The organism is Oceanibacterium hippocampi (assembly GCF_900172325.1).
In the GTDB taxonomy this organism is placed as follows: Bacteria; Pseudomonadota; Alphaproteobacteria; order Sneathiellales; family Sneathiellaceae; genus Oceanibacterium; species Oceanibacterium hippocampi.
In genome coordinates, this window is the sequence record NZ_FWFR01000002.1 from 853,774 (window position 1) to 867,018 (window position 13,245).

At 64.2% G+C, this 13,245-nt stretch carries 8 protein-coding genes; 4 read left to right on the forward strand and 4 right to left on the reverse strand.

What is annotated here, in order from left to right; all coding sequences use genetic code 11:
• Window positions 1-216 precede the first annotated feature (216 nt).
• Complete coding sequence (locus tag OCH7691_RS22960) at window positions 217-459, reverse strand: hypothetical protein (RefSeq protein WP_139839718.1); 243 nt, start codon at window positions 457-459, stop codon at window positions 217-219.
• 763 nt (window positions 460-1,222) lie between these two features.
• On the opposite strand from OCH7691_RS22960, the gene rnk reads away from it, so the two are divergent.
• The 4 genes from rnk to OCH7691_RS15035 all read left to right on the forward strand — a co-directional run bounded on the left by rnk (window position 1,223) and on the right by OCH7691_RS15035 (window position 8,220).
• On the forward strand, window positions 1,223-1,660 hold the full coding sequence (gene rnk / locus OCH7691_RS15020) for a nucleoside diphosphate kinase regulator (protein WP_085884496.1): 438 nt from the start codon (window positions 1,223-1,225) through the stop codon (window positions 1,658-1,660).
• Window positions 1,661-2,040: 380 nt separating this feature from the next.
• Window positions 2,041-2,982, forward strand: a complete 942-nt coding sequence (locus OCH7691_RS15025) for a mechanosensitive ion channel family protein (RefSeq protein ID WP_139839719.1) — start codon at window positions 2,041-2,043, stop codon at window positions 2,980-2,982.
• 538 nt (window positions 2,983-3,520) lie between these two features.
• On the forward strand, window positions 3,521-5,068 hold the full coding sequence (locus tag OCH7691_RS15030; protein WP_085884342.1) for an efflux RND transporter periplasmic adaptor subunit: 1,548 nt from the start codon (window positions 3,521-3,523) through the stop codon (window positions 5,066-5,068).
• The gene (locus OCH7691_RS15035; protein WP_085884343.1) at window positions 5,065-8,220 is read left to right on the forward strand and encodes an efflux RND transporter permease subunit; all 3,156 of its coding nucleotides are present in this window, start codon (window positions 5,065-5,067) and stop codon (window positions 8,218-8,220) included. The genes OCH7691_RS15030 and OCH7691_RS15035 overlap by 4 nt, the downstream gene beginning before the upstream one ends.
• Before the next feature lie 181 nt (window positions 8,221-8,401).
• On the opposite strand, the gene OCH7691_RS15040 is transcribed toward OCH7691_RS15035, so the two are convergent.
• Genes OCH7691_RS15040 through OCH7691_RS15050 form a run of 3 tightly spaced genes read right to left on the reverse strand, consistent with a single transcriptional unit; the run spans window position 8,402 to window position 13,243 of the window.
• Window positions 8,402-9,526, reverse strand: coding sequence for an ABC transporter permease (locus tag OCH7691_RS15040; RefSeq protein WP_085884344.1), 1,125 nt, complete (start codon window positions 9,524-9,526; stop codon window positions 8,402-8,404).
• Between the two features lie 4 nt (window positions 9,527-9,530).
• Window positions 9,531-12,266, reverse strand: a complete 2,736-nt coding sequence (gene rbbA / locus OCH7691_RS15045) for a ribosome-associated ATPase/putative transporter RbbA (protein ID WP_085884345.1) — start codon at window positions 12,264-12,266, stop codon at window positions 9,531-9,533.
• Window positions 12,263-13,243, reverse strand: coding sequence for an HlyD family secretion protein (locus tag OCH7691_RS15050; RefSeq protein ID WP_085884346.1), 981 nt, complete (start codon window positions 13,241-13,243; stop codon window positions 12,263-12,265). Before OCH7691_RS15050 ends, rbbA begins: the two co-directional genes overlap by 4 nt.
• Between the last annotated feature and the right edge of the window lie 2 nt (window positions 13,244-13,245).

The following is a 13,245-nucleotide window of genomic DNA, read 5'->3' on the forward strand; positions in this document are numbered from 1 at the left end:
CGACGGTTCCGGGACCCACCCACCGTCGTCCTCCCAGCGCGCAATGCAGGCCGCGCTCGGCCGCGGCACGGCCCGATCGGGCCGGCGGCCGGATACGGATTCCGCCATCGCGGGAAAAAGGTCGGCAAAGTCGGCGGCACTCAACATGTCACATGGTCTCCTGTCAGTTCGGAAAGAAGTGCGTCGGCAAAGGCGTCGGGCTCTCGGACGCGGTTGTCACGAGCCGGCATCGCTCACGCCACGGGAGTTGAAACTCGCGGCGATTGTCGGAATCCGCCGGCGCGGGATTCCGACATGGGCGAGCAACTGCTCATCGAGCCTCTCGAGCGCCGCGACGATCCGGCGGCGCTGCCAGCGCGCGAGCGGCGTCAGGATCGCCCTGTCGAGCCATCCCCTGCCTCGCCGGGCTCTATCCAGACCCGATCCGCAAAGCGGCTTTCGCCGGTCGAGATAACTCACCACGTCATCCTCCTGTGCCGGAACGCCCGCCCCTTCGGCATCCGCGCCCGGCGGGCTGAAGGACCATCAACGCCCGCGCCACGAAAGCACGATACCTGGGCAGCGCAGTCGACTGGCCCAACGCCATTGCCCGAATGGCAACGACAGGTTGTCCAGTTCAATCGAGTCGGAAAGTTGCGATCCCCGGGCAAGGGCGGGCGCATGCGCCGCCGGCCCTCCGGGGCCTAGAGGCGGTTCAGCAGGGCTCCGGCTGTGAGCACGAATCTCTTGGAAGGGCTGAACTTGATCATGCAACCGATATGGCTATCGGTACCCGGGAAAGCAATCCGGCGACGTCCTGCTGCGACCATTTGTCGGGTCCCTCCACCGGCCTCGCACATAGGCCCCGAACGCGGATCGGACGCCGGAGACCTGGCGATTGACAAACACGCTGGATCGCCTACTTGGAGAGGCATGTTCGCGCAACTGACTGCCTTCCCCTCTCGTTCGCTCGACCGCCCGTAGCCCCGGGCGGTCCGGGTGCGTCGGCGCCCGCCATACTTCCCGGGGCTTCCCCACATTCCTGGCTTGAACGCGTGACGACATCGTCGTCCGGAGGGAATTCTTGCGCGGGATCCACCGCCGCCACCCCCTGCCACAAACGATCACGTCGTCTCCCGTCGGGCCGGTCGCCCGAATACCCGTTTCGTGGTTCGGACGGATACGTCTTCCGAGGCGGTTCGGTTCAACCGACCTATCAGCAGGCCTACTCATGGTGAGCAACATGACCGAAGCCGGTAAGCTGCGCCCTCCGGGCGCACCGGAGATCGCCATTTCCGAGGACGATATCGCCCATATCGAGGCACTGGCGGAACGCGCCCTGCAACGCAACCCGGCGCTGGCCGCCCGCCTGCTGGACGAGATCGGGCGCGCCCGTGTCGTCCCAGCCGGCGAGTTGCCGAAGAATGTCGTGTCGATCGGCAGCACCGTCATCTACCGGGACGATACGACCGGATACGGGAAGACCGTGACCCTGGTGTATCCGGAGGATGCCGACATGACGCGCCGGAGGGTATCGGTCGTGTCACCGATCGGCGTGGCCCTTCTCGGGCTTGCCGAGGGGGAAGCCTTCTACTGGAACACCCGCGACAACCGACGCCGGATGCTGACCGTGATCAGCGTGCATCAGCCGTCGGAAACGGTGGAGGATGAAGAATGGTGATCGGAACCCGGCCGGCGAAGGTTGATCCCTCCGCACATGGCAAACCCGGAGGGAGCATTCTCGTGACGTAATCCCGCCAGCGGCTCTCTCCGGGCAAACCACCTTTACCACCCCATCACTTGCCTGATCTCCGGAGCGAGCCCCGTGTTACGCATGCCCCCCCGCCAGTCCTGCCCGAACTGCAACAGGATACCGCCCCGCGCCGCCTTCAGCCGCTGCCCGCATTGTCTTCAGCCGATCGCCCGGGCGCCGGACAGGATCTTTGCCGCCTGCCGTGACTGCAACGCCAGGATCCCACGCGCCTACGCGGGAACATGCCCGCCCTGCCGCGTCTCGTCCCGGACAGCGGCGGGCGCGGAGCGCACAGGGCGGGCCGGAAGATGACGGCAAGACATTACGCGAGGCGTCTGGCCTGGCCGGCAATCCTGCTGTTTCTGAGCTTCGGGCTGGTTCTCTTCCGCGCCGATCTCGCCGACCTGTCCGGGCAGGGCGAGTTGGTGTCTCTGGCCGGGCGGACGCTGATCTATTTCGCCATCGCGTGGTTCGTCAGCCGGGTGCTGGCGATGACCCTCGACCGGGCGGCGGCCCGCCGGCGCCCCTATCCCCGGTTGCTGAAGGATCTCGTCACCGCGCTCCTGTTCACCGTCGCCTTCGCCGCCACGGTCGCTCTCTTCCTTGGCCAGGGCGCGGTCGGCGCGCTGGCCGGCTCGGGCCTGATCCTGGCCATGCTCGGCTTCGCCATCCGGAACGTGGTGGCCGACACGCTGTCCGGGATCGCGCTCGGTATCGAGGGACCGTTCCGCATCGGCGACTGGGTCGAGATCGACGGTGTCGCGCGCGGCCGGGTGATCGAGATCGGCTGGCGCACGACACGGATCCTGACCCGCGGCGCGGCCTATATGATCCTCCCCAACAGCCAGATCGCGCGCCAGAGAATCACCAACTATTCCGCGCCCCGGCCACAGTACAGGGCGCAGATATCGATCACGCTGGACCATGACCTGTCGATCGAAAGCGCCCGCGTCATACTGCTCGACGCCGTGCGGCAGGCGACGCTGATTCAACAGGATCCCGCCCCGGACGTCCGCGTTCTGGCCTACGAGGAAGGGGGCATCACCTACGCCGTCCGCTACTGGCTGTCGCGCTTCGAACGCGACATCGATTGCCGGGACGAGGTCTATGGAATCATCGACGAACGCTTGCGCAATGCCGGTATCCATGCGCCCCACCGGCGTATCCGGCTTGTACCGCCGGTCGATGGCCCTATGTCACACACTTGTGATCGGGCGCCAGTGGAAATCAGGACGATAAGCCCTTTATAGGAAACAGAAAATATCCGCGATCGAGAAGCAAAATCGCCCGTGACATCCAATTTCCTGATTTGACGGTGTCAGGCTGTGCCAGTCAGCGACGAACCGATTCACGGTAGCCATGCGTAGAGCCCGCCTCTTCACGCTACTGGTTTTGCTATGGGCCACCGTAGCGCCGTTTGCAACTGCTTGGGCCTCTGCTTGCGAATGGGGGGACAATCGTACATTCAGCGCCACCACCACCCTCGCAGCCGCCGACGGGTCTCAGGGTGAGGTCGAACATCTCTGCTGTAATGACGGGCAATCTTTTGAAAACTGCGGCCCCAATCAATGGTGCGCGACCAGTTGCTTGAGTTTTGGCGCGCCAGACAATGCTACATTCACCTCAACTACTTTCTATTTTTCCGTAACATTCACCACATTATTCTCTTACAACGCAAACGTACGAGCTTTCCCACCTGACGAGAGACCTCCGAGATTGATCTGACGACTTCATGCGGAATGCAGTTTCCGCGTTACTGAACGTCAACGATCACTCGAAGGAACTATTATGTCTCGCAAGGTCGCCGTGCCTGCGGTGACGATCCTCGTCACCGCGCTGGTACTTCTCGGCAACTGGATTGCCGCCAGCGCCCAAGCACCATCATTTCGTTTCGAACCCATATCCTCGGAAATCTCTGTCGGCAAGGCGGTACCGATCGCCGTGCGTCTTGTCGGAGCAGACGGGCAACCTGTATCGACCGCGTCTGCCACCCTGACCTCCACTCGCCTCGACATGGGACCGGACGGCATGGCGATGATGGAGGCGCATCTCACGCCGATCGATACCGACGAACCCGGCGTCTTTGCATTCACGGCGGATATCGTCATGGCTGGGCGGTGGGCACTCACCGTCGAAGCGACACTGCGAGACGCAGGCAGAGCGGTTCGCGGCGAGGTAATCTTCACGGCTGCGGAAAAACAGTCGAATGCGGAGCCAGAATCCGGACAACGCCGAATTCTCTACTACCGAAACCCGATGGGTCTGCCCGATGTCTCGCCCGTGCCCAAGAAAGACTGGATGGGGATGGACTACATCCCCGTCTACGAGGAGGAGATGTCCGGCCCTCCCGGAACCGTGCGGGTCAGCGTGGAGAAAGTGCAGCGTGCCGGTGTGCGCACATCGTCGGTGGAACACCACAGACTCATCCGCACCGTACGCGGCTCCGGCATCATCGCGGTGGACGAATCGCGCCTGACGGTCATCACGGCCAAGTTCGACGGTTTCGTGAATCGCCTGGACGTCCGTACGACCGGAGAGGCCGTCCGGGCCGGCCAGCCTCTTCTGACCGCATGGATCGAGAGTAGCCACCTGCTGCGCAGGATGAGTGATCTTGCAACAGCGCGCCCGAATACGGGACCGGACGCCGAAACGGCCGCGCGCAACCTGCGTCTGTTCGACGTCCCGGAGAGCGTGATCACCGAGATCAAGCGTACGCGGTCGACCGTTCGCGCCATGGAGTTCGTCGCTCCATCGGATGGGACAGTGCTTGAGAAACCGGCAATCGATGGCATGCGCTTCAGTGCCGGCGACGAGTTGTTCCGCATTGCCGATCTTTCCCGCGTTTGGGTAGTGGTCGACGTAGCAGAGCAGGAACTCCCCTTCCTCCAGGTCGGACAGGCTGCTTATCTGGCGTTGCCGTCACAGCCCGGGCGAACACTTGAGGGTCAGGTCGCTTTCATCTACCCGGAACTCAATGCGGCGACGCGGTCCGTCAGGGTCCGGATCTTGATCCCCAACCCTGACGGACGATTGAAGCTTGGCCTCTTCGTGCATGCGGAGATCAGAGCGCAGGTAAGTGACGAACCGGTCTTGGCTATCGCGTCTTCAGCGGTAGTCGATGACGGCTCACGGCGCGTCGCCTTCGTTGCCAGGGGCGATGGGCTGTTCGAGCCGCGGGACATAACATTGGGCGCCCGGGCCGGCTCTCTGGTCGAAGTCATTGAGGGCCTCTCCGCAGGTGAACAGGTCGTCGTGAACGGCACGTTCCTCATCGACGCCGAGAGCAACCTCCAGACAGCACTGACGGCGTTCACGGCAGAAAGTGCTGACGAATGATAACGCGTCTGATCGAATGGTCGGCGCGCAACGTCGGCCTGGTGCTCATCGCGTCCGTCCTTATGGTCTTGGTCGGGCTGTACTCCGTTTCACGCACTCCCCTGGACGCCATACCCGATCTTTCGGATACCCAGGTCATCGTTGTGACCAACTATGCGGGCCAGGCACCACAGGTGGTAGAAGACCAGGTCACCTTTCCGTTGACCACGACGATGCTGAACGTCCCACGCGCTCGTGTGGTACGCGGATTCTCCTTTTTCAGCGTTTCGTTCGTCTACGTCATTTTCGAGGACGGCGTGGATCTTTATTGGGCACGAAGCCGGGTGCTCGAGTACTTGAATACGGCGTCCGACCAGTTGCCGCCGGACGTGACCCCGGTACTGGGACCGGATGCAACGGGAGTTGGCTGGGTCTACCAATACGCACTGAAGTCGTCACGCCTGAATCTGGCGGAGTTGCGATCCTTGCAAGACTGGCAGGTGCGCTTCGCCGTCGCGCGAGCCGAGGGAGTGGCCGAAGTCGCCAGTGTCGGCGGTCATGTGCAGCAGTACGCCATCGTCGTGGACCCCCACCTCCTGAAGCACACCGGAATCACTCTGGGTCAGTTGCGTGATGCCGTGCGAACGAGCAATCGCGACGTCGGAGGCCGCACGGTGGAGCTTTCCGAAACCGAGTTCATGATCCGTGGGCGCGGCTACCTCAATGGCATTGAGGACATCGGCAATATCGTTCTGAAGGCTGACGGCGGCAGCCCGATCCGGGTCCGTGACGTGGCCCGAATTGAACTGGCGCCAGCCGAGCGACGCGGCATCGCCGAGATGGACGGTGAGGGCGAGATTGCCAGCGGGATCGCGTTGCAGCGTCACGGCGCCAACGCCCTCGACGTCATCGCGAACGTCAAGGCGGAACTCGCTTCGGTCGCATCGAGCTTGCCGAAAGGCACGGAAATCGTCGAGGTCTACGACCGATCTGACCTTATCCATCGGGCAATCCAAACACTGGTCACGACATTGACCGAGGAAAGCATCGCGGTCGCCCTCGTCTGTTTCCTTTTCCTCTGGCATGCGCGTAGCGCGCTGGTCGTGATCATAACCCTGCCGATCGGCGTCCTGATGGCGATCGCTATCACCTACCCGCTTGGCATCCCGTCGAACATCATGAGTCTCGGCGGGATCGCGATCGCTATCGGCGCCATGGTCGATGCCGCGATTGTCATGGTCGAGAACGCACACAAGCGACTGGAGCGCGCGTTGCCGGACGCCTCAAGAGTCGAAGTGCTCGTCAAGTCAGCGCAAGAGGTCGGTCCGGCACTATTCTTCAGCCTGCTCATCATCACTGTCTCGTTCCTGCCAATCTTCGCCCTGGAAGCGCAGGAAGGCCGGCTTTTCAAGCCGCTGGCCGCGACCAAATCCTTCGCCATGGCGGCAGCGGCTCTCCTGTCGATCACCCTGGTGCCGGCGCTGATGATCCTGTTCATCCGCGGCAAGATCGCGCCCGAGGCCAAGAACCCCATCAATCGGCTCCTGATCTGGTTGTACCGGCCTGTCATCCAATTGGTGCTCCGGGCGAAGGTGGTCACGATCATGCTGGCGGTCGCAGCGTTGGGGCTGTCCGTGATCCCGGCGCAGCGACTCGGCTCCGAGTTCATGCCCACTCTGAACGAGGGCACGCTTTTCTATATGCCAACCACTCTGCCGGGCCTTTCGGTGACAAAGGCGGCCGAACTTCTTCAAACCCAGAACAAGATCATCAAGGGCTTTCCGGAAGTCGCCTCTGTCTGGGGCAAGGCAGGCCGGGCCGACACGGCGACCGACCCGGCGCCGATAGAGATGTTCGAGACGATCATCAATCTGAAGCCGGAGACCGAGTGGCGGCGCGGCATGACGGTCGACAAGCTGATCGCCGAGATGGACACCGCCTTGCAGTTTCCCGGTGTTTCCAACGCCTGGACGATGCCGATCAAGGCGCGCATCGACATGCTGGCAACCGGCATCCGCACGCCCGTGGGTGTCAAGGTCTTCGGCCCCGATCTCGTCGAGCTGGAGCGGCTGGCGAAGGAAATCGAAGCCGCTCTCAAATCCGTCCCGGGAACATCCTCGGCCTTCGCGGAGCGCGTGAATGGGGGCTATTTCCTGGACATCCGGCCCGATCGGGACCGCATTGCCCGATACGGCCTGACCATGGACGCGGTACAGGAAACCATCTCCATGGCTTTGGGCGCCCAAACCCTCACGACGACTATCGAGGGCCGAGAGCGCTATGGCGTCGTCCTGCGATATCCGCAGGTGATCCGCGGCGATCCGGAGGCGATCGCCCGCGACGTCCTCGTCTCGCTTCCAAACGGCGCCACGGTCCCAATGGGTGAACTCGCGACCATCGAAAGGACACGCGGGCCGACAATGGTCCGTACCGAGGACGGCAGGCCCGTCGTGTACGTGTTCGTAGACATTCGCGGACGTGATCTCGGCGGTTATGTGGAAGAAGCGAGAAACTTCGTGGGCGAGCGCGTTGTCTTGCCGTCCGGCTACATGCTGACATGGAGCGGTCAGTTCGAGCATCTGGCACGAGCGCAGGCACGTCTCTTGATCGTCGTTCCGGCAACCCTTCTGATCGTATTCCTGCTGCTTTACCTCAATTTCGGTCGCATCACCGAGTCGCTCATCGTGATGTTGTCACTGCCGTTCGCACTGGTCGGTGGGCTCTGGATGATGGACCTCATGGCCTTCAATATGAGCGTGGCGGCGGTGGTGGGATTCATCGCTCTGGCGGGCGTCGCCGCTGAAACCGGCGTGGTGATGCTGCTGTATCTGGACCAGGCGCTGGACGAGGCCAAGAAAGCAGCCACGGCGGCAGGAAAGCGCTTCGAGCGCGCCGATCTCCATACGGCGATCATGGAAGGCGCCGTCGGTCGAGTGCGACCGAAGATGATGACGGTTGTCACGGTCATGGCGGGCCTCCTGCCCATCCTCTGGTCGACAGGTACCGGTTCGGAAGTCATGCAGCGGATTGCCGTACCCATGATCGGCGGAATGGCCTCCTCGACCGTGCTCACCTTGGTCGTAATTCCCGCCATCTACGCGGCCATCCACGGCGCGCGCATCGCGTCTCGCAAAGACGAGTACCTGACAACCTCACCTGAACGGAGCGCTTAAGGTGCAATGGACGAACAGACCGTCGCCGCGCAGGTCTCCCCCTCGCCAAAGGGGGCTCGGGCTGGTGCGGGCCTTCACTAAAGAGCGTCGCCGAGCCGGTACAGCTCAAATGACGAAGGCGCTCTACGCCGGGACGAGTGAGAAAATGGACTCAGCCCCGGGATCAGCCGGTTTCGCCCGGTTATTTCGCGGACGCCAAGGCTGTCCGGAAGCGGACCAGCCCGAAGGCAAACAGAAGCAGTCCGATCGCCGTCGTTGCCAGCAATTGCGGCCAGACGATGCCGATCCCGGCACCGCGATAGAGCACGGCCTGGGCAAACTTGACGAAATGGGTAGAGGGCAGCAACTGCACCACCTGCTGCAGCGTGGCGGGCATGCTTTCGAGTGGCGTAAGCCCGCCTGACAGCAGGTTCATCACGACGAAAACGGGGATCGACAGCAGGCCGAACTGCGGCATTGTCGTCGCCACGGTCGAGAGCGTGATCCCGAGTGCCGTCACGGCAAAGAGATAGACCGCCGCGCCGAGCGCGAAGAGCATCGTCGAGCCGACGACAGGAACCGCGAGCAACCCCTCCACGACAACATGCAGCGACAGCAGTGCCGCCAGGACGATGACCAGTCCGTTCGCCCAGATCTTCGCCAGCATGATCTCGCCGGACGTCACGGGCATTACCAGCAGATGCTCGAGGGTGCCGTGCTCGCGTTCGCGGATCACCGCCGCGCCGCTCAGGATGATCGCCAGGATCGTCAGGTTGTTGATGATCTGCATGACCGCCATGAACCAGGCGGATTCGAGGTTGGGGTTGTATTTCGCCCGCACCCGGAGGTCGACGGGCAGCGCGACCGCGCCGCCTGCCCGGCCGACGAACTTCAGCAGCTCCGCGCCGACGATGCCGGTCACGTAGGTGGCGCCGTTTCCGGCGATCGTCATGGCCGTCGCGTCGACATTCAGCTGAATCGCGGGTGCCCGGCCGGCCAGCACATCCGCCTCGAACCGCGGCGGAATATCCAGGACGAAGGTATAGCGGCCGGCATCCATCGCCGCGTCGACGGCGGCCAGGTCGATGATCTCCGGCGTCTTGAAATAGGGCGGCAGGAAAGCCCCGGCGAGCCGTGACGACAGGCCGGACCGGTCCTCGTCGACGATCGCGATGGAGGCATTGCGGAGCTCGGTCTGAACGCCGTTGGCGACGGTGTAGATGGCGAAGGTGAAGGTATAGAAGATCAGACCCAGCAGGACCGGATCGCACAGCAGGCTGTAGATCTCCTTCACGCCGAGTCGGTAGATGTTCGCGATCGCGCGCACCGGTTCAGGCTTCCTGCTTGCGAAGCAGCATGGCCGCGAGGGCCCAGAAGAGCAGGCAGAATCCCGCCAGCACCAGGTGATTGGGATAGAGGGTGGCGAGATCGAGACCCTTGTTGAAGACGCCGGCGCTGATCTGCTGGAAATAGAGCGCCGGAAAACTCTGCCCGGTCAGCGCCGCGCCACCCTCGAGAGTCGAGACCGGATACATCATCCCCGAGAGGTTGACCGTCGGCACCATGACCACAATCGCGGTCGCGAAGATCGCGGCAATCTGCGAGCGCACGAATGTCGAGACGACGAGGCCGAAAGCGGTGGCCGCGGTCGTGTAGAGCAACGCGCCGAGGCTTAGCGCGAGGAAGCTGCCCGGCATCCCGATCCCGAACACGGTCAGCATCAGGACGACAAGACTGCCGAAGCTCGCCATCGCGACGGCGACATAGGGCAACTGCTTGCCGAGCAGGAATTCGATCTTGCGCACCGGAGCGGCGTACAGATTGAGGATCGAACCCATTTCCTTCTCGCGAACCACGCCCAGCGCGGTCAGCATCGCCGGTATCATCATCAGCAGCATCATCAGCACGCCCGGCGGAATGGCATATTGGGAGCGGAAGGCCTGATTGTAGCGGAACCGGGGTTCGACGGTCGCCGGGTAGAGGCTCGGCACGACGCCCGATTCGCGCATCGATACATCGGAGAGATGGGATATCAGCGCGCCCTGAAGATAGCCGCGCCCTGTCTCGGCCCGGGTCGTGTTCGAACCGTCGAGCCATGCGCCGATCTCCGGCGCCCGTGCGGCCAGAAGATCGCGACCGTAATCCGGTGGAATGACAACCGCGAGCGAGATCTCACCCGCCTTCATGCGGCGATCCAGTTCGGCGAAATCGGCGATCGGCGGCTGTTCGTCGAAATAGCGGGAGCTCGACAATGCATCGAGGAACATCCGGCTTTCCCGCGAGCGATCCTGGTCCAGCGCCGCGTAGGTGAGATTCTCCACATCGAAGGTGATGCCATAGCCCATCGCCAGCATGAGGATCACCGGACCGACGAGCGCGAAGCCGAGGCGGATCGGGTCGCGCAGGATCTCCGTCGCCTCGCGGCGCGCGAAGGCCCAGACGCGCGGAGCCGACAGCAGGCCACCCCCGGACCGGCGGTCTAGCGCGGCCTCCGGCAACTCGAGCAAGCCGGGCGCGGTCGCATCGTCCGCGCTGGCCTCCGCCAGACGGGCGATGAAAGCCGCTTCGAGCGTCACTGCACCACCTTCCCGACGGAGCGCGTCCGGCGCGCCCTGGGCCAGGACTTTCCCCGCATGCATCAGCGAAATGCGGTCGCAGCGTTCCGCCTCGTTCATGAAGTGCGTCGAAATGAAGATCGTCACCCCGTCGTTTCTCGACAGGTCGATGAGCAGGGCCCAGAAGGCGTCACGGGCGATCGGGTCGACGCCGGAGGTCGGCTCGTCGAGAATCAGCATCTCGGGTTCGTGCAGGACCGCGACTGCGAGTTGCAGGCGCTGACGAACGCCAAGCGGCAGACTTTCCGGGGCCGCATCCGCCACATCGCGCAGATCGAACCGCTCGATCAGTTCCTCCACCCTGGCGGCGCGGCGTCCGCGTGGCAGATGAAAAAGGTCGGCGTGCAGCGCCAGGTTGCGGCGGACCGACAGCTCGGAATAGAGCGAGAAGGATTGCGACATGTAGCCCACGCGACGGCGTACAGCCATTGCATCGGCGCCGACCGGCTGGCCGAACAGCCATGCCTGCCCCTCGCTCGCCGTCAGCAGGCCGGTCAGCATCTTCATTGTCGTGGTCTTGCCGCAACCGTTGGAACCGAGGAAGCCAAATATCTCGCCGGGCTCGATGCGGAAGCTGACGTGATCGACGGCCGTGAACTTGCCGAAGCGCATGGTCAGCCCCTCGGCCTCGATCGCGGGCGGGCCATCCCGGGCGATGCGCGGCGGCAGCACGACGGGCTTGTGCCCCTCTCTCTCCGCTTCGGGCAGGAGGGCGATGAACGCCCCCTCGAGGCTATCGGTGCCAGCCTGCGCTTTCAGTTCTCCGGGCGTGCCGGTCGCGAGGACGCGGCCGGCGTTCATGGCGATGAGATGCTCGAACCGCTCGGCCTCGGACATGTAGGCGGTGGCGGTGATCACGCTCATGCCCGGGCGGCGCAGGCGGATGCGGTCGATCAGGTCCCAGAACTGCTGCCGGGAGAGTGGATCGACACCGGTCGTCGGCTCATCGAGAACGAGCAGGTCCGGATCGTGGATCAGCGCACAGCAGAGTGAAAGCTTCTGTTTCATCCCGCCGGACAACTTCCCGGCAGGTCGGTCGGCAAAGGGCGCCAGACCGGTGGAGTTCAGCAGGTCGGCGATACGCGCCGCCCGCTCCGCCGCCGACTGGCCGAAGAGACGGCCGAAGAAATCCACGTTCTCGCGCACCGACAGCGTCGGATAGAGATTCCGCCCCAGCCCCTGCGGCAGATAGGCAAGGCGGGCAGCGACCCGTTCCCGATGGCGTCGTTGGCCCATCGGGCCATCGAGCACGTCAACCGAGCCGGTCTGCAGGCGACGCACCCCGGCAATCAGACCGAGAAAGGTGGACTTCCCGACCCCGTCCGGGCCGATCAGGCCGACCATGCGCCCTGCGGGAATGACGACCGAGACGTCATCGAGGGCGGCACGCCCGCCGTAGCGATGGCTGACACCGCGCAGCGCGGCAACCGGATTGGCCGGCAGCGAAGTCACGGCAGGTTCACCGCCAGCGTCTCGGGCCACGGGACCTCGGGCGAGATGCGAACGATCGCCACTCCCGGCACACCGGTCTTGATGACCTCCTGGTATCGGCCGAGGATCTCGGCGGGGATCTGCAGCTTGACGCGGAAGGTCAGTTTTTCCCGTTCGCTGGCGGTCTCAACATATTTCGGCGTGAACTGCGCCTCGGACGCGACGAACGCGACGGTCGCGGGAATCACATATTGCGGCGCCGCGTCGAGGATCAGCCGCGCCTCGGCGCCATAGCGCAGGCGACCGGCGTCATCGGTCGGCAGATAGACGTCCATGTAGACATCCGTCAGGTCGAGGAGCGTCACGACCTTGCCGCCGGCCGCCAGGACCTCGCCCGGCTCGGCCAGTCGATACTGCACCCGCCCGCCCCGCGGCGCGGTCAGGCTATAGTCCGCGAGATCGGCCCGGCGGGCGGCGACGCTCGCCTCCGATGCCTCGATCGCCGCCTCGGCGGCGGCAACCTGGGCGCGGGCGGTGTTCAGCGCGGCAGCGGCGGTGATTTCCTTGGAGCGCCTCTGGTCCAGCTTCTCACGCGTCGCATAACCACGCGCCGCAAGCGTCTCGGTGCGGTTCAGGTCGGCCTTGGCGAGTGCCAGCTCGCCTTCGCGCTGGACCACCAGTGCCCGGGCCTGCGCAAGTTCCTGCCGCGCCTGGCGCGTTGCCGCCTCGGCCGCGCGAATCTGCGCCTCCAGTTCCGTCGAATCGATCCGGGCGATCCGCTCGCCGGCGGCGACCATGGCCCCCTCGCGGACCAGCACTTCGGCAATCCGCCCACCGAATTTCAGCGCGATATCGACCCGCTCCGCCTCGATCCGGCCATTGGCGCGGGCGAAGCCGTCCGGCAGTTCGTTCCGTTGCTGCTGCCACCAGTAGAATCCGGCACCGCCCGCCGCCACACCCAGCACGACGACCACGGCAGCAACCCTGAGGACGTTCATGC